Genomic DNA, 17,008 nt, shown 5'->3' on the forward strand with positions numbered 1-17,008 from the left:
AACTTCAGAGAGACGGATGAACATCATCAGCTTTGCGAAACGCCTTCTACTGCCAGCAGCCCTGCTCATCGCCGCGCCGGTCGCCCTGGCCGCCGAGCAGATCGTCCCATCGCCGCCGCAACTGGCTGCCAAGGCCTATGTGCTGATGGATGCCGCCAGTGGCCAGGTCCTGGTCGAGAACGCCGGTGACGAGCGCCTGCCGCCCGCCAGCCTGACCAAGCTGATGACCGCGTACATCGCCACCCTGGAAATCCGCAAGGGCCAGATCGGCGAGAACGACCCGGTGACCATCAGCGAGCACGCCTGGCGCACCGGCGGTTCGCGCATGTTCGTGCAGGTGAACACCCAGGTGTCCCTGAGCGACCTGCTGCACGGCATCATCATCCAGTCCGGCAACGACGCCAGCGTCGCGGTGGCCGAGCACATCGCCGGCAGCGAAGACGCTTTCGCCGACATGATGAACACCACCGCCGAGAAACTCGGCATGACCGGCAGCCATTTCATGAACGCCACCGGCCTGCCCAACCCGGAGCACTACTCCACCGCGCACGACATGGCTCGCCTGGCCCGCGCGATCATCTACGAGGACCCGGCGCACTACGCCATCTACTCGCAGAAGGAGTTCTTCTGGAACAACATCAAGCAGCCCAACCGCAACCTGCTGCTGTGGCGCGACAAGACCGTCGACGGCCTGAAGACCGGCCACACCGAGGAAGCCGGCTTCTGCCTGGTTGCCTCCGCCGTGCGTGACAACCAGCGTCTGATCGCCGTGGTGTTCGGCACCAACAGCGAGCAGGCCCGTGCCGCCGAGACCCAGAAGCTGCTGACCTACGGTTTCCGCTTCTTCGAGACCAAGACCTTCTATCAGAAGGGTGCCGAGCTGGCGAAAGCCCAGGTATGGAAGGGCGCTTCCCGCGAAGTGAAGGCCGGCCTGGCCAGCGACCTGACCATGACCCTGCCGAAAGGCCAGCTGCAGAAGCTGCAGGCTGCCATGACCCTGTCCCCGCAGCTGGTCGCGCCCATCAAGCAGGGCGACGTGATCGGCAAGGTCGAGGTCAAGCTGGACGACAAGGTGGTGCACAGCGCCGACCTGGTCGCCCTGGAGGCCGTCGAGGAAGGTGGCTTCTTCCGCCGCGTGTGGGATAGCATCCGCCTGTTCTTCTACGGCCTGTTCAACTAAGCCGCACCCACCGACCTACTGAGCCGACGCCTCGCCCCCCACCCGGGTGGCGGGGCGTCCGCATCGCGGGCCACGAGTCCGCCGCCGCCATGACCGACGAAACCGACGTACAAGCCCCGAAAATCGAATTCCCCTGCGAGCGCTACCCGATCAAGGTGATCGGTGATGCCGGCGAGGGCTTCTCCGACCTGGTCGTCGAGATCATCCAGCGCCACGCGCCGGACCTCGACGTCACCACCCTGGTGGCACGCGACAGCCGCAATGGCCGCTTCCTCTCCGTGCAGGTGCTGATCACCGCCACCAGCGTCGACCAGTTGCAGGCGATTCACGTCGACCTGCGCGCTACCGGTCGCGTGCACATGGTGCTCTAGTGGCGCCTGAGCTCATCGTGCGTCACCTGGGGTTGGCGGATTACCTGCCGACCCTGGAGGCGATGCGTCGCCTGACCGCCGAGCGCGACGGCAGCACCCCCGATGAAATCTGGCTGCTGCAGCACCCGCGCGTCTTCACCCAGGGGCAGGCCGGCAAGGCCGAGCACCTGCTGGCACCTGGGGATATCCCGGTGGTCCAGGTGGATCGCGGTGGCCAGGTCACCTACCACGGCCCCGGCCAGCTGGTGGGCTACCTGATGCTCGACCTGCGCCGTCTGGGCCTGGGTGTGCGCGAACTGGTCACGGCCATGGAGCAGAGCCTGGTCGATGTGCTGGCCGGCTACGGCATCGAGGCCGCGCCCAAGGCGGATGCCCCCGGCGTCTATGTCGCGGGCGACAAGATCGCCTCGCTGGGGCTGCGGGTCAGCCGTGGCTGCTCCTTCCATGGCCTGGCACTCAACGTGGACATGGACATGTCGCCCTTCCAGCGCATCAATCCCTGCGGCTACGCCGGGCTGAAGATGGTGCAGCTCCGTGAGCTGCTCGATTCGCCGCCGTCGTTCGACGAGGTGGCGCAGCGGCTGGAGCGCGTCCTGCGCGACCGGCTCTACCCGCGCTAGGCAGATACGAAAAAGGCGCCCAGTGGGCGCCTTTTTCGAAGTCCTGATTTCCCTTCATCGCACTCCACCCCGGTTTTCCGGGGCGGTCTTGCCGTGCCCGCTCAACCCAGGTTGAGGGTGGGGATGAGGTTGGTATCCAGGGGCTGGCCCGGTACCGGAACCGGTGCGGCGAGGCCCAGGTTGTTCTTCTCGAACACCCGGTCGGCGCGGTAGCTGGAGCGCACCAGCGGGCCGGCGGCGACTTCCATGAAGCCCTTCTCCAGGCCGATGTCGCGGAAGCGGTTGAATTCTTCCGGGCTGACCCAGCGCTGCACCTTCAGGTGGTTGCGGGTGGGTTGCAGGTACTGGCCGAGGGTGAGGATGTCGACGCCGATGGCGCGCATGTCATCCATGGCTTCGATCACTTCTTCGTCGGTCTCGCCCAGGCCCAGCATCAGGCTGGTCTTGGTCAGCAGGCTGGGGCGATGGCGCTTGGCATGCTCCAGCACGCGCAGGGTCTTCTCGTAACCGGCGCGGGGGTCACGCACTTCGTAGGTCAGGCGCTTCACCGTCTCGACGTTCTGCGCGAATACTTCGAGGCCGGAGTCCGCCACACGCTCGATGGCTTGCAGGTCACCGTTGAAGTCGGGGGTGAGGGCTTCCACCACTACGTTCGGGGTGCGCTCCTTGATGGCGCGCACGCAGGCTGCGTAGTGGGCCGCGCCGCCGTCGTCGAGGTCGTCGCGGTCGACGGAGGTCAGCACGATGTAGCGCAGCGCCATCAGCTCCACCGACTTGGCGGTGTTCTGCGGCTCTTCCTTGTCCAGCCAGCCATTGGGGTTGCCGGTGTCCACGGCGCAGAAGCGGCAGGCGCGGGTGCACACCGAGCCCATCAGCATGATGGTGGCGGTGCCGTTGGACCAGCACTCGCCCATGTTCGGGCAGTGGGACTCCTGGCACACGGTGCTCAGGCGGTGTTCGCCGACATTGCGCTTGACCGCGTCGAAGCGGCTGCCACCGGGCGCCTTGACCCGCAGCCACTTGGGCTTGGGCTCGAATACCTGCGGCTCGGCCGAAGAACGGCGCTTCTGGCCATCCTTGATCGCGGTGATGCCCTCGGCGTTACGGAATTTTTCGCCACTGGCGACGGGTTTTGGCGAGGCTGTATCGGACATCTGAACTGGCTCCGCTAGAGGCTCAGCTGGCTGCCACGGGGGCAAAAAAAGGGGGTGGCGCAGTTTATCACAAAGGTGGATACAGGCTGGCAGCCACCCGGAGACAAATGACCAGACGGTCAGCCTCGGCCACCGGCCTTCCCGCAGGAGAGGCCGGTGGCCGGGCGAAAGCGGGGCTCAGCGTACCTTGCGCAGTTCGCCGAGCAGTTCCTGGTTGGGGTAGCCATCGGCTGGCCAGCCCAGGCGCTGCTGGTAACCACGGATCGCCTTGCGGGTGTTGGCGCCGATGATGCCGTCGGCGGCGCCCGGGCTGTAGCCGTTGCTGGCCAGGGCTTCCTGCAGCTCGATGCGCTCGGTGCGGCTCAGAGGCTTGTCACCCTTGGGCCAGGTGCCGGCGATCAGCCCCTGGCCGTCGAAGCGCTGGGACAGCAGACCGATGGCCAGGGCGTAGGACGAGGAGTTGTTGTACTTGAGGATGACGCGGAAGTTGTCCAGCACCAGGAAGGCCGGGCCGCGATAACCGGCCGGCAGCAGCAGGTAGCCCCGCTCCTGCGCGAGCGAGGCGTGCAGGGGGGATTTGACCCCGAGGGCCTGCCACTCGGCCACTGTCTTGCGGATCTCGGTGTCGGCCTGGGCGTAGTCGAAGCCGGCGGGCAGCCGCACTTCGGCGCCCCAGGGCTTGCCCTTCTGCCAGCCGGAGGCCTGCAGGTAGTGGGCGGTGGAGGCCAGGGCGTCGGCGGTGGAGTTCCAGATATCGCGGCGACCGTCGCCGTCGAAGTCCACGGCGTGGGTGTTGTAGGTGGTGGGGATGAACTGGGTCTGCCCCATGGCGCCGGCCCAGGAGCCACGCATGCCGCCGGGCTTGATGTCGCCGTGCTGGATGATCTGCAGCGCGGCGATCAGTTGGGCGTGGGCGAAGGCCGGGCGGCGGCCTTCGTAGGCCAGGGTGGCGAGGGAGCGGATCACCGATTTGTCGCCCATGAACTGGCCGAAGCTGCTTTCCATGCCCCAGACGGCGACCAGGGTCTGGCGGTCGACGGCGTAGCGTTGCTCGATGGCGTCCAGTATCCGGGCGTGTTCCGCCAGCAGGGCCTGGCCCTTGCGGACGCGGTAGGGCGACATGGCGCCTTCCAGGTATTCCCAGACCGGGCGGGTGAACTCGGGCTGGCTCTGGTCGGCCTTGACTACGGCGGGGTCCGGTTCGATGCCCTGGAAGGCCTGGTCGAAAATTGTGGCGCGGATGCCGGCCGCCAGTGCTTCCTGGCGGAAACGGTCACGCCATTGTTCGAAGGTCTCGTCGGGCAGGACGTCGGGCGCGAGCTGCTGCACGGTGGTTTGTGCGGAGGTGGAGGCGGGCTGGACGGGCGCGCTGGCCAGGGGGGCGGCGTTGTTCGGGGTGTCGGCGCAGGCGCTGAGGACTGCGAGGGTGGTAGCCACTGCCAGGCTGCGGAGGATCAGGCCGGGTACGGGGGCGAGGAGCATGGGGCGGTCTCGACAGCTGTAAAAACAAGCCGCGACCTTAACACGGATGGCCCTTTTCAGGCGGCCAGAAGCGAAGAAGCCTCCCAGTTACGGGAGGCTTCGCGGCGGTAGCTGCCTTTGCCTTTTGCCGGCTGTTCCTGGCGGCTGCGGAACAGGGGCTGGGCGATGATGCTTTTCGCCTTGTTGGGTTTCTTGCGCTGCTTGGCCATGGCCGACTCTCCACTGGACGCCTGCGGGGTTGCAGGCGCGCGCATCTTGCGCCCGAGTGCGGGCGATGTCCAGTGTCAGGCGGCGGGGATGGGCAGGCGCTGGCCGGCGAGGCTGAGCGCGAGGTGCGCGAGTCCGATCCAGGGGTCGCCTGCGGCCTGGCCCTTGATCTGCGCATCGATGCGCTGGGCATCGCTGAGCAGCTGGTTCCAGCGCGAGGCAGGGTGGCGTTGCAGGGCACGACTGACCAGCGGGCGGCGTTTGTCCCAGACCGGCGGGCGGGCGGAGGCGAAGGCCTTTTCCAGCGGTACGCCCTGGCTGTACTGCTGGGCGATACCGGCCAGCTGGCGCAGCTCGCGGGCCAGGGCCCAGAGGATCACCGGGGTTTCCACGCCCTCGCCACGCAGGCCTTCGAGGGTGCGCAGGGTGTGGGCGGCTTCGCCATTGAGTGCGGCATCGATCAGCCCGAAGACGTCGAAGCGGGCGCTGTCGGCAACGGCGGCCTGCACGGTGGCGGCGTCGATCTGACCGCCTTCGGCGAGCAGCTTGAGCTTTTCGATTTCCTGGGCGGCGGCCAGCAGGTTGCCTTCCACGCGGGCGGCGATCAGGTCCACCGCTTCCTGGTTGGCGGCGAGGCCGGCCTGGGCCAGGCGCTGGCGTATCCATTGCGGCAGCTGGTGGGCGTCCACCGGCCAGATCTGCAGGAACTGGGCGTTGGGGCCGTCGATCAGCGCCTTGGCCCATTTGGTCTTCTGGGTGCTGCCGTCCAGCTTGGGCAGGCTCACCAGCAGCAGGGTGTCTTCCGGCGGGCGCGAGAGGTATTCGAGCAGGGCGGCGGCGCCTTTGTCCCCGGGTTTGCCATTGGGGATGCGCAGTTCGAGCAGGCGCCTGTCGGCGAACAGCGAGAGGCTGGCACCGGCCTCATGCAGTTGGCCCCAGTCGAAGCTGGTCTCGACGTTGAAGACCTGGCGCTCGTTGAAGTCGCGCTCGCGGCAGGCCATGCGGATGGCGTCGCAGGCTTCCTGGCACAGCAGCGGTTCATCGCCGCTGACGACGTAGACAGGGGCGAGGGTGCCTTGCAGGTGCTTGCTGAGTTGGGCGGCGTTGAGCTTCATGGGCGGGAAATGACCGGGGCCGCAGTAGCGGCCCCGTACACCTTACTGGATGGGCAGTTGCAGCGGAGACTGCTGCGGCTTGGCCTCGTCGGCGCGACGCTCGGCTTCCAGGGCTTCGGCTTCCGCCTTGGCCTTGGCTTCGGCTTCTGCCTGCAGCTGGTCCAGACGCTCGGGGGTGATCAGCTGCAGGCGCATGGCCAGTTGCTGCACCACTTCGCGGCGCATTTCCTCACGCAGCTGGGTGGACTCCTGGGAGGAGCCGATCAGGTTGTTGCTGTCGTGGGTGTAGTAGCGCTGCACGTCCATGCGATCGCTGAGCAGCAGCAGGTCGTTGTTGCCGCGGATCTCGTAGTCGACGGTGTAGCTCATCTCGTACTCGGCGCTGCGCGCGGAGCCGGTGTAGGTGGCGGTGCGCTGGTCTTCCTTCTCGCGGGAAAGGACCAGGGTGTAGGGCGCGCCGGCGTGGACGTTGACGTTGCTGTTCTCCAGCAGCTCGCGTACCTGCTTCACGGTCTCGCCGTAGGTGTTGCGGCCGGTGACGTCGATTTCCTTCAGGGCGAACCGGGTGTCGCCGGTACCGCGCAGCTGAAAGCCGCAGGCACTGAGCATCACGGCCAGACCCACGACCAGCAGATTCCGTTTCTTCATCTTTGTTTTCCCCTTGGCGAACGTACCGGGGCCGCGCTCCACACGCGGCCCCGGGCTCAATCAGTTGGCGACTATGTTGACCAGCTTGCCCGGCACCACGATGACCTTGCGGATCGTCAGGCCCTCGGTGAAGCGCAGCACGTTCTCGTTTTCCCGCGCGGTGGCCTCGACGGCCTCGCGGCTGGCGTCGGCCGGTACTTCGATCTGGCCGCGCAGCTTGCCGTTGACCTGAACCACCAGTTGCAGGGTGTCCTGCACCAGGGCGCTTTCGTCGACCTTCGGCCAGGTGGCATCGATGATCGCGTCGGCGTGGCCCAGTTCGCGCCACAGCTCATGGCTGATGTGCGGGGTGATGGGGGCCAGCAGCAGGGCGACGGTCTCCAGGCCTTCCTGCAGCAGGGCGCGGTCCTGGGCGGTTTCCTGGGCGGCTTTCTCCAGCACGTTCATCAGGGTCATCACGGCGGCGATGGCGGTGTTGAACTTGTGGTGCTGGCCGACATCCTGGCTGGCCTGCTTGATGGCCAGGTGGATGGCACGGCGTACTTCTTTCTGCGTGTCGCTCAGGGCGGCGGCGTCGAGGCTGCCCGGCAGGCCGGCGTTGACGTGGGCCTGGCCCAGGCGCCAGACGCGGCGCAGGAAGCGGCTCGCACCTTCGACACCGGAGTCGGACCATTCCAGGCTCATGTCCGGCGGCGAGGCGAACATCATGAACAGGCGGCAGGTGTCGGCACCGTAGGCGTCGATCATGGCTTGCGGGTCCACGCCGTTGTTCTTCGACTTGGACATCTTCTCGGTGCCGCCGATTTCCACCGGCAGGCCGTCGGTCTTCAGGCGGGCGCCGATGACCTTGGCCTTGGCGTCACGCTCGACTTCGACGTCGGCCGGGTTGAACCAGTCCTTGCCGCCGTTCTCGGTGGTGCGGTAGTAGGTGTCGGCGATCACCATGCCCTGGGTGAGCAGGTTCTTGAACGGCTCGTTGGAGCTGACCAGGCCTTCGTCACGCATCAGCTTGTGGAAGAAGCGCGCGTAGAGCAGGTGCAGGATGGCGTGTTCGATACCGCCGATGTACTGGTCAACCGGCAGCCAGTGGTTGGCGGCGGCCGGGTCGACCATGCCTTTGTCGTAATGGGGCGAGGCGTAGCGGGCGAAGTACCAGGAGCTTTCCACGAAGGTGTCCATGGTGTCGGTTTCGCGCTTGGCCGCGGTGCCGCATTTCGGGCAGCTGCACTCATAGAACTCGGGCATCTTGGCCAGCGGCGAACCGGCGCCGTCCGGCACCACGTCCTCGGGCAGGACGACGGGCAGCTGGTCCTCGGGGACCGGCACGTCGCCGCAGCTCGGGCAATGGATGATCGGGATCGGGCAGCCCCAGTAGCGCTGGCGGCTGATACCCCAGTCGCGCAGGCGGAACTGGGTGCGCGCCTGGCCGAGGGATTTCTTCTGCAGGGCAACTTCGATGGCGTCGAAGGCACCCGGGAAGTCCAGGCCGTCGAACTCGCCGGAGTTGATCAGCTGGCCATGCTCGCCATAGGCGGGCTGCCAGGGCGCCGGGGTTTCGTCGCCGGCGCTGGTGCGCACCACGGCTTTCACCGGCAGGGCGTACTTGGCGGCGAATTCGAAGTCGCGCTCGTCGTGGGCGGGCACGGCCATCACCGCGCCTTCGCCGTAGTTCATCAGGACGTAGTTGGCGACCCACACCGGCAGCTTCTCGCCGGTCAGCGGGTGCTCGACGAACAGGCCGGTCGGCAGGCCTTTCTTTTCCTGGGTGGCGATGTCGGCTTCGGCAACGCCGCCACGCTTGCACTCATCGATGAAGGCCTGCAACTCGGCAGCCTTGTCGGCCGGCAGCTTCTGCAGGGCGATGGCGGCCAGCGGGTGCTCGGCGGCCACGGCCACGTAGGTGGCCCCCATCAGGGTGTCCGGGCGGGTGGTGAAGACCTTCATTACCCCGGCCTGGCCGATGCTGGCCGCGTCGTAGGGGAAGCTCACTTCCATGCCACGGGACTTGCCGATCCAGTTGCGCTGCATGGTCTTGACCTGCTCGGGCCAGCCATCCAGGTCGTCCAGGCTGCTCAGCAGCTCATCGGCGTAGGCGGTGATCTTGAAGTAGTACATCGGGATTTCGCGCTTTTCGATCAGCGCGCCCGAACGCCAGCCACGACCGTCGATGACCTGCTCGTTGGCCAGTACGGTCTGGTCCACCGGGTCCCAGTTGACGGTGCCGTTCTTGCGGTAGATGACGCCTTTCTCGAACAGGCGGGTGAACAGCCACTGTTCCCAGCGGTAGTAATCCGGCTTGCAGGTGGTGACCTCGCGGGACCAGTCGATCGCCAGGCCCAGGCTTTTCAGCTGGGTCTTCATGTAGTCGATGTTTTCGTAGGTCCACTTGGCAGGGGCGACGTTGTTCTTCATCGCGGCGTTTTCCGCCGGCATGCCGAAGGCGTCCCAACCCATGGGCTGCAGGACGTTCTTGCCCTGCATGCGCTGATAGCGGGCGATCACGTCGCCGATGGTGTAGTTGCGCACGTGCCCCATGTGTAGCTTGCCGCTCGGGTAGGGGAACATCGACAGGCAATAGAAGGTGTCCTTGCCGGGCTGTTCGCTGACTACAAAGGATTTCTGCGAATCCCAGTGGGATTGCGCGGCGGCTTCGATTTCGCGGGGCTGGTAGTTTTCGTGCATGGCTACTTGCGCTGAGAAAAGGGCATTCAGATCCGCTGCTGTCCCGGATTCGGTAGGCCTGATCTGAAAAGGAAATTCGAGCGCCGTAGCATACATGACCCCCCTCGGCTGAGGGAAACCCTGATTGTCCGCCGCCCGGGCGCGGCCCACCGTTTGTCGCGGCAGCCTGCCGGTTCGGCACCTGGCGCTAAGCTATTCATTAGCTTTGTAAAAGTCGGATGCGGTAACGAGGTGGTGGTAGATGGGCGATTTGCGGCGGGCGGAATCGGCGGGCGGGCTCTACGAGCGATTGCTGCATCGCCTGGCGCTCGCCCTGGATGAAGCCGACACCGCCGTCCGCCTGCGTGATGAGCACCCCCGCGAGCTGGAGCTCAAGGGACTGACCCCCGCCGAGCTCGAACTGATCCGCGCCTACCTCGACAACGACCTGCACTGGCTGCGTGGATGGCACGCGGCCGCCGAAGAGCTGGCGTTGATCGAGCAGCAGCCGGCCAAATCCAAGCTCACTCGCACCGCCGCCAAGGCGCCCACGCCCTCGCCACGTGTCGCCAAACCCCTGTTCAAGCGGCGCCAGCAACTGGTTTGCGCACTTTGCGGCGCGGCTGCCAGCTGGCAGCGTGGCCAGGGTGTGCAGGCCTGCCCCACCTGCGGTTCGCAGCTTTTCCGTACCGGTAATCCCCGTTAGGCTTCGCGCACCTTTGGAGGTGCTCGATGCCCATTCGCTATTTCTTCAAACAATTGCTGCTGCCGCCTGGTGGCCTGTTGCTGCTTCTGCTGGCCGGCTGGTGGCTGCGTCGACGCAGCCCGCGCCTGGCGCTGTGCTGCTTCGTGCTGGGCTTCGGCGGCTTGTGGGCGATGAGCCTGCCGGTGGTGGTCGAGTGGTCGGCACGGGCACTGGAGACCGAAGCGCCCTTGACCCGGGATGAGTGGAGCGGCCTGGCCGGGCGTGCCCAGGCCATCGTTGTGCTCGGTGCCGGGCGCATGCGTGGCGACCCCGCCTGGGGCGAAGACCAGCCCAGCCTCCTGGCCATGGAGCGGGTGCGCTATGCAGCGTTCCTGGCCAAGGCCAGCGGTCTGCCGGTGCTGACCTCCGGCGGCCTGCACTACGGCACCCCGCCCAGCGAGGCGGCGATCATGGCCAGGACCCTGGAGCAGGAGCTCGGCGTGCCCGTGCGCTGGCAGGAAGGGACCAGCCGCACCACCTGGGAAAATGCCGTGGAAAGCGCGCGCATCCTCAAGGCCGAGGGTATCGACAAGGTCGTATTGGTGACCCAGGCCTTCCATATGCAACGGGCGCGCTGGTGCTTCGAGCAGGTGGGGCTGGAGGTGGTGACGGCGCCCATGGGCGCCTACGGGGTGCCGGTCTCGCAACCCTTCGGCGGCTGGCTGCCGGAAGCGCCGGCGGTGTGGAGGAGCGGCATGCTGCTCAACGAGTGGATCGGGCTGATCGCCTATCCGCTGGTCTATCGCTGATCCTCCGTGCGTCCCGGGCTGAAGCCCGGGCTACGGTGGCGCCGGGGCGCGGGGTCAGACGGTCTTGGCGATGCGGCTGGCCAGCAGGGCCCAGCCGAACAGCAGGCCGCAGAGGATCACCAGCGGCCAGGCACGCCATTTCAGGTAGGGCGTCAGCTCCTGCATCGGCACCACTTCGCCATACAGGGTGGCCTTCTGGAACTGCGGGATGCTTTCGGTGATCTGGCCGAAGGGGTCGATCAGCGCGGTGACGCCGTTGTTAGTGGCGCGGATCATCCAGCGGCCGGCTTCCAGGGCGCGCATCTGCGCCATCTGCAGGTGTTGCAGCGGGCCGATGGAAGTGCCGAACCAGGTGTCGTTACTCACCGTCAGCAGCAGTTCGCTGTTGGCCGACAGGCCGGCGGCGAACTCCGGGTAGACCACTTCGTAGCAGATGAACGGGGCGATGCGGTACCCCTTGGCCAGCAGCGGCTGCTGGTCGGCCGGGCCCCGGGCGAAGTCCGACATGGGCAGGTCGAAGAAGGCGATCAGGCCGCGCAGCACGTCCTGCAGGGGGACGTACTCGCCGAAGGGCACCAGCTTCTGCTTGAGGTAGGTGCCTTCACCTTCACCGACCACGGTGATGCCGTTGTAGTAACGCTTTTCACCGCGCTCATTGAGCTGGCGGATCGGCACCCCGGTGATCAGGGTGGCCTGGCGATCATGGGCGAATCGGTTCATCACCGAGAGGAAGCCGTCGGCGTATTCCTTGAGCACCGGCACGGCGGTTTCCGGCCAGATGATCAGGTCGGCCTTCTCGGCGCTGAAGGTCATGTCGCGGTACAGCGCCAGCTGCGCGTTGAGCTGTTCCGGGTCCCACTTCATGTTCTGTTCGACGTTGCCCTGCAGCGCGGCGACCTTCAGCGGCTCGCCGGCGGGTTTGGTCCAGGCATGGCCTTTCAGGGCCTGGCCGGCGATCCAGGGGGCGACCAGCAGCACCAGGCCGGCAGCGAGGAAGCCTGGGCGTGTGCGCAGGCGCACCAGGTTGACCAGCAGGGCGGCGGTCAGCGCGAGGACGAAGGACACCAGCCACATGCCGCCCACCGGGGCGAGCCCGGCCAGGGGCGCGTCGAGCTGGCTGTAGCCGGCGTAGAGCCAGGGGAAGCCGGTGAGGAACCAGCCGCGGAAGGCCTCCTGGGCCAGCCACAGGGCGGCGAAGGCCAGGGCGTCGGCCAGGGGCGCTTCGCTGCGGCGGAACCAGCGCGCCCAGACGATGGCGGGCAGGGCGAAGAACAGCGCGACGCCGGCGCTGAAGCCGCCGGTGAGGAAGGCCGCCAGCGGCACCGAGGCGGCGCCGTAGTCATGGATGCTGACGTAGATCCAGCTGGTACCGGCAATGAACAGGCCGAAGCCGTAGCACCAGCCGCGGATGAAGGCGGCCTTGGGCGCCAGGTCGCGCAGGCCGAGGTAGAACAGCGCCAGGGACAGCAGCGAGAGTGGCCAGATATCGAAGGGCGCGAGGGCGAGCGGGGTGAGCGCGCCGGCCGCCAGGGCCAGCAGGTTGCCCGGCCAGCCGGGGCGGGTGATCCAGTTCATGCACAGTCCTTGGGCTTGGTGGCGCGGTCGCGCCCGGGGAGTTCGTCGCGGCGCAGTCTAGCCGGGCCGCGCCCACGCCGTGAAGCGGGGCGCGGCCTGGTCTCAGCGGGACAGCGGGCTGAGGCGCAGCAGGTGCAGGCGGCGGCTGTCGGCGTTGAGCACGCGGAAGCGGAAGTCGCCGATCTGGGTGACTTCGTTGCGCTTGGGCAGGTGGCCGAAGGCGCCCATCACCAGGCCGCCGACGGTGTCGAATTCGTCTTCGGAGAAATCGGTTTCGAAGAATTCGTTGAAGGTGTCCACCGGGGTCAGTGCCTTGACGATGAAGTCGCCGCTGGGCAGCGGCTTGATGTAGCTGTCTTCCTCGACATCGTGCTCGTCCTCGATGTCGCCGACGATCTGCTCCAGCACGTCCTCGATGGTCACCAGGCCGGCGACGCCGCCGTATTCGTCGATGACCACGGCCATGTGGTTGTGGTTGGCGCGGAATTCCTTGAGCAGGACGTTGAGGCGCTTGGACTCGGGGACGAAGGTCGCCGGGCGCAGCATGTCCTTGATGGCGAAGGGGCGCTCCGGGTCCTGGAGGATCAGCGGCAGCAGGTCCTTGGCCAGGAGGATGCCCATCACGTCATCCAGGCCTTCGCCGATCACCGGGTAGCGCGAGTGCGCGGCGTCGATGATCGCCGGAAGGAATTCCTTCGGGCTCTGGTTGGCCTTGATGCTGATCATCTGCGAGCGCGGCACCATGATGTCGCGTACCTGCAGGTCGGCGACCTGAATTGCACCTTCGACGATCGACAGGGCTTCGCTGTCCAGCAGCTTGTTCTGGTGCGCTTCACGGAGGAGCTCCAGCAGCTCCTGGCGGTTCTTCGGCTCATGGGCAAAGGCCTGGGTCAGCTTTTCCAGCCAGGACCTGTGCCCGTTGCTCGATCGATCTTCGCTCATATGTCCTTGCTCGGTGCCTTCTTATTCGTCATCGCGGTAGGGATCGGGGTGGCCCAGTTCAGCCAGCAATTCCCGTTCCAGCGCTTCCATTTCTTCGGCTTCTTCATCTTCGATGTGGTCGTAACCGAGAAGATGCAGGCAGCCATGAATCACCAGGTGCGCCCAGTGGGCGTCCAGGGCCTTGCCCTGTTCAGCGGCCTCGCGGGCCACCACCGGGGCGCAGATCACCAGGTCGCCGAGCAGCGGGATATCCAGCAACTCGTCGGGCACGTCGGCGGGGAAGGACAGTACGTTGGTGGCGTAGTCCTTGTGCCGCCAGGTGTTGTTCAGCTCGCGGCCCTCGGGCTCGTCTACCAGGCGGATGGTCAGCTCCGAGTCGGCACTGCGCTGGCGCAGGGCCAGTTCGCACCAGCGGCGGAAGTCGGCTTCGCCGGGCAGCCCGGGGGCTTCACTGGCCAGTTGCAGGTCGAGTTCAAGCATCGGCGTCGATCGCACCCGGGTCGTTGTCGGCAGGCTTGGTCTTGGGCTGGTTGCGGTTGTCGTAGCGGTCATAGGCTTCGACGATGCGCTGCACCAGCGGGTGGCGGACCACGTCCTGGGACTTGAAGTGGGTGAAGGCGATGCCCGGTACGTCACGCAGCACATCGATCACGTGGGTCAGGCCGGAGCGGGTGCCGCGCGGCAGGTCGACTTGGGTGATGTCGCCGGTGATCACGGCCGTGGAGCCGAAACCGATACGGGTGAGGAACATCTTCATCTGCTCGAGGGTGGTGTTCTGACTCTCGTCGAGAATGATGAAGCTGTTGTTAAGGGTGCGGCCGCGCATGTAGGCGAGCGGGGCGACCTCGATGACCTGTTTCTCGATCAGCTTGGCCACCTGCTCGAAGCCGAGCATCTCGTACAGGGCGTCGTAGAGCGGGCGCAGGTAGGGGTCGATCTTCTGCGACAGGTCGCCGGGCAGGAAGCCGAGCTTCTCGCCGGCCTCGACCGCCGGGCGCACCAGCAGGATGCGGCGGACCTGTTCACGCTCCAGGGCGTCCACGGCGCAGGCGACGGCGAGGTAGGTCTTGCCGGTGCCGGCCGGGCCGATGCCGAAGTTGATGTCGTGGTCGAGGATCGATTTGACGTAGCGCTGCTGGTTGGCGCCGCGCGGGCGGATCATGCCCTTGCGGGTGCGCAGGGCGACGCTGGTGTCGACCTTGGCGGGGCTGGCCAGCTGCTCCATGCCGGTTTCCTGGAGGAACAGGTGGACCATGTCCGGCGATAGCTCGCTGGCTTCGGTTTCACGGTAGAGGCGGCGCAGGAGGTTTTCCGTGGCCTGGGTACGCTGGGCGTCGCCAACCAGTTCGAACTGGTTGCCGCGGTTGCGTATCTCGATGGCCATGCGCTGTTCGATCAGCCGCAGGTGCTCGTCGAATTGGCCGCAAAGGTTGGCGAAGCGACGGGCTTCAAAGGGTTCCAGGGTGAAGCGGTGCAAATCCAGGGGTGCGTTCAATGTCGTCTGTATGTGGCCGCCGAACGGCAGGGATAGGAAAGGAAGAATAAACCCAGGTGCCCGACTGTGAAAGCTCGGGCATCTCGGAATTCAGTGCAGGGTCTCGTTGATCAGGGTGCCGCGCAGGGAGTGGGGCAGGGCGTCGTCGATGTGGACGTCGACGAACTGGCCGATCAGCCGCGGGTTGGCACTGCGGAAGTTGACGATGCGGTTGTTCTCGGTGCGGCCCTGGAGCATGCCCGGGTCCTTCTTGGAAAAATCGCTGACCAGGATGCGCTGGGTGCTGCCGACCATCCGTCGGCTGATCTCGAAGCCCTGCTGGTGGATGCGGCCCTGGAGGATCATCAGGCGCTGCTTCTTGACCTCGTCCGGAGTGTCGTCCACCAGGTCGGCAGCGGGGGTGCCGGGGCGCGAGCTATAGATGAAGGAGAAGGAGAAGTCGAAGCCGACGTCTTCCACCAGCTTCATGGTGGCTTCGAAGTCCTTCTCGGTCTCGCCGGGGAAGCCGACGATGAAGTCGGAGCTGATGCAGATATCCGGCACCGCCGCCTTCAGCTTGCGCACGCGCGACTTGTATTCCAGCGCAGTGTGGTTGCGCTTCATCGCCGCGAGCACGCGGTCGGAGCCCGCCTGCACCGGCAGGTGGACGAACTTCACCAGCTCGGGCACCTCGGCGTGGGCCAGGATCAGCGCATCGGAGAATTCCAGCGGGTGAGAGGTGGTGTAGCGCAGGCGGTCGATGCCATCGACGGCAGCGACCACGCGGATCAGCTCGGCGAAGTCGGCGATGCGGCCGTCATGGGTGGTACCCCGGTAGCCGTTGACGTTCTGCCCGAGCAGGGTGATTTCGCGCACGCCGTTGTCGGCGAGGTGGATGACCTCGGCGAGCACGTCGTCGAAGGGGCGGCTGACTTCCTCGCCACGGGTATAGGGCACGACGCAGAAGGTGCAGTACTTGCTGCAGCCTTCCATCACCGAGACGAAGGCGCTGGGGCCGTCGACGCGGGGTTCGGGCAGGCGGTCGAACTTCTCGATCTCGGGGAAGCTGATGTCCACCTGGGGCACGCGGGTGCTGCGTGCCGCGTCGATCATTTCCGGCAGGCGGTGCAGGGTCTGCGGGCCGAAGACCACGTCGACATAAGGGGCACGATCACGGATCGCCGCCCCTTCCTGGCTGGCCACGCAACCACCGACGCCGATCACCAGCTGCGGGTTCTGCTGCTTCAGGTCACGCCAGCGGCCCAGTTGCGAGAACACCTTGTCCTGCGCCTTTTCGCGGATGGAGCAGGTGTTGAGCAGGATGACATCGGCGTCTTCGGCGCGCTCGGTCACTTCCAGCGCCTGGTGTTCGCCCAGCAGGTCGACCATGCGCGAGGAGTCGTACTCGTTCATCTGGCAACCGTGGGTCTCGATGTAAAGCTTCTTGGCCATGCACGTTCGTCGGGTGGTTCGAAGAACCGCGCATTATAGTCGGCAGGCGCCTGGCTTCCTAGCGTCCACCGTCCGGAGCCGTGCTATGCTTCGCGCCCCTCGAACTTCCCCCTCCTGCCGCCTCCTCCATGACCAAGCGCGACCCGATCTACAAGGTGATCTTCCTCAACCAGGGCCAGGTGTACGAGATGTACGCCAAGCAGATCTACCAGAGCGATCTGTGGGGCTTCCTGGAGGTGGAGGAATTCGTCTTCGGCGAGCGCACCCAGGTGGTGGTCGACCCCAGCGAAGAAAAGCTCAAGGCCCAGTTCGAAGGCGTGGTACGCAGCTTCGTGCCCATGCACGCCATCATCCGCATCGACGAGGTCGAGCGCCTCGGCACCCCGAAGATCAGCGAAGCCAAGGTCACCGGCAACGTCATGCCGTTCCCCATGCCGATGCCGGATAAGAGCAGCTGAAAGCCTGAAGCCTGAAGCCTGAAGCTGGAAGGGTCGTGTGTAGGGTGGGTCGGGCGGCGTTCCGCGAGCGTAGCGAAACCCATGTGGAGCGGTTTTCGGCATGACTCCGAGCGGTGGACCGATAAAGCGTGGTCCACCCTACGTCCAGGTTGCGAAAGCAAGAAAGCCTGGAGTT

At 66.2% G+C, this 17,008-nt stretch carries 17 protein-coding genes; 6 read left to right on the forward strand and 11 right to left on the reverse strand.

What is annotated here, in order from left to right; genetic code table 11:
- Nucleotides 1-16: 16 nt before the first annotated feature.
- The 3 genes from PI990_RS04825 to lipB all read left to right on the forward strand — a co-directional run bounded on the left by PI990_RS04825 (nt 17) and on the right by lipB (nt 2,171).
- Nucleotides 17-1,180 (forward strand): D-alanyl-D-alanine carboxypeptidase family protein, encoded by a 1,164-nt coding sequence (locus PI990_RS04825; protein WP_271659962.1) that lies wholly within the window; start codon nt 17-19, stop codon nt 1,178-1,180.
- 89 nt (nt 1,181-1,269) lie between these two features.
- Entirely contained in the window at nt 1,270-1,551 is a 282-nt protein-coding gene (locus PI990_RS04830; protein WP_111261509.1) for a DUF493 domain-containing protein, read from the forward strand.
- Between the two features lie 62 nt (nt 1,552-1,613).
- Nucleotides 1,614-2,171 (forward strand): lipoyl(octanoyl) transferase LipB, encoded by a 558-nt coding sequence (gene lipB, locus PI990_RS04835; RefSeq protein WP_043245009.1) that lies wholly within the window; start codon nt 1,614-1,616, stop codon nt 2,169-2,171.
- A gap of 101 nt (nt 2,172-2,272) precedes the next feature.
- Here the strand turns inward: lipB and lipA are convergent, their stop codons facing one another.
- The 6 genes from lipA to leuS form a co-directional block, all read right to left on the reverse strand.
- Nucleotides 2,273-3,325, reverse strand: coding sequence for a lipoyl synthase (lipA, locus tag PI990_RS04840; protein ID WP_021221482.1), 1,053 nt, complete (start codon nt 3,323-3,325; stop codon nt 2,273-2,275).
- 177 nt (nt 3,326-3,502) lie between these two features.
- Nucleotides 3,503-4,807 (reverse strand): lytic murein transglycosylase, encoded by a 1,305-nt coding sequence (locus PI990_RS04845; RefSeq protein WP_271659963.1) that lies wholly within the window; start codon nt 4,805-4,807, stop codon nt 3,503-3,505.
- A gap of 56 nt (nt 4,808-4,863) precedes the next feature.
- Nucleotides 4,864-5,016, reverse strand: coding sequence for an alternative ribosome rescue factor ArfA (arfA, locus tag PI990_RS04850; protein WP_021221480.1), 153 nt, complete (start codon nt 5,014-5,016; stop codon nt 4,864-4,866).
- A 75-nt stretch (nt 5,017-5,091) separates the two neighbouring features.
- A complete protein-coding gene (gene holA, locus PI990_RS04855) occupies nt 5,092-6,129 on the reverse strand; it encodes a DNA polymerase III subunit delta (RefSeq protein ID WP_021221479.1) in 1,038 nt (345 codons plus the stop codon).
- A gap of 42 nt (nt 6,130-6,171) precedes the next feature.
- Complete coding sequence (locus PI990_RS04860; protein WP_021221478.1) at nt 6,172-6,777, reverse strand: LPS-assembly lipoprotein LptE; 606 nt, start codon at nt 6,775-6,777, stop codon at nt 6,172-6,174.
- A gap of 60 nt (nt 6,778-6,837) precedes the next feature.
- Nucleotides 6,838-9,459, reverse strand: a complete 2,622-nt coding sequence (gene leuS / locus PI990_RS04865) for a leucine--tRNA ligase (RefSeq protein WP_271659964.1) — start codon at nt 9,457-9,459, stop codon at nt 6,838-6,840.
- A 241-nt stretch (nt 9,460-9,700) separates the two neighbouring features.
- Between leuS and PI990_RS04870 the strand changes: the two genes are divergently transcribed.
- Complete coding sequence (locus PI990_RS04870) at nt 9,701-10,144, forward strand: hypothetical protein (protein ID WP_271659965.1); 444 nt, start codon at nt 9,701-9,703, stop codon at nt 10,142-10,144.
- A 26-nt stretch (nt 10,145-10,170) separates the two neighbouring features.
- Complete coding sequence (locus PI990_RS04875; RefSeq protein WP_043244991.1) at nt 10,171-10,932, forward strand: YdcF family protein; 762 nt, start codon at nt 10,171-10,173, stop codon at nt 10,930-10,932.
- A 54-nt stretch (nt 10,933-10,986) separates the two neighbouring features.
- On the opposite strand, the gene lnt is transcribed toward PI990_RS04875, so the two are convergent.
- The 5 genes from lnt to miaB all read right to left on the reverse strand — a co-directional run bounded on the left by lnt (nt 10,987) and on the right by miaB (nt 16,375).
- The gene (lnt, locus tag PI990_RS04880; RefSeq protein ID WP_021222013.1) at nt 10,987-12,507 is read right to left on the reverse strand and encodes an apolipoprotein N-acyltransferase; all 1,521 of its coding nucleotides are present in this window, start codon (nt 12,505-12,507) and stop codon (nt 10,987-10,989) included.
- Between the two features lie 102 nt (nt 12,508-12,609).
- Nucleotides 12,610-13,449, reverse strand: coding sequence for an HlyC/CorC family transporter (locus PI990_RS04885; RefSeq protein WP_271659966.1), 840 nt, complete (start codon nt 13,447-13,449; stop codon nt 12,610-12,612).
- Between the two features lie 21 nt (nt 13,450-13,470).
- The gene (ybeY, locus tag PI990_RS04890) at nt 13,471-13,929 is read right to left on the reverse strand and encodes an rRNA maturation RNase YbeY (RefSeq protein WP_021222011.1); all 459 of its coding nucleotides are present in this window, start codon (nt 13,927-13,929) and stop codon (nt 13,471-13,473) included.
- Entirely contained in the window at nt 13,922-14,944 is a 1,023-nt protein-coding gene (locus PI990_RS04895) for a PhoH family protein (protein ID WP_184489640.1), read from the reverse strand. Before PI990_RS04895 ends, ybeY begins: the two co-directional genes overlap by 8 nt.
- 90 nt (nt 14,945-15,034) lie before the next feature.
- Complete coding sequence (miaB, locus tag PI990_RS04900; protein WP_184489641.1) at nt 15,035-16,375, reverse strand: tRNA (N6-isopentenyl adenosine(37)-C2)-methylthiotransferase MiaB; 1,341 nt, start codon at nt 16,373-16,375, stop codon at nt 15,035-15,037.
- 128 nt (nt 16,376-16,503) lie between these two features.
- On the opposite strand from miaB, the gene PI990_RS04905 reads away from it, so the two are divergent.
- Complete coding sequence (locus PI990_RS04905) at nt 16,504-16,833, forward strand: DUF1820 family protein (RefSeq protein ID WP_021222008.1); 330 nt, start codon at nt 16,504-16,506, stop codon at nt 16,831-16,833.
- The last annotated feature ends 175 nt before the right edge of the window (nt 16,834-17,008 follow it).

The sequence above is a fragment of the Pseudomonas sp. TUM22785 genome, assembly GCF_028198105.1.
Lineage (GTDB): Bacteria > Pseudomonadota > Gammaproteobacteria > Pseudomonadales > Pseudomonadaceae > Metapseudomonas > Metapseudomonas solani.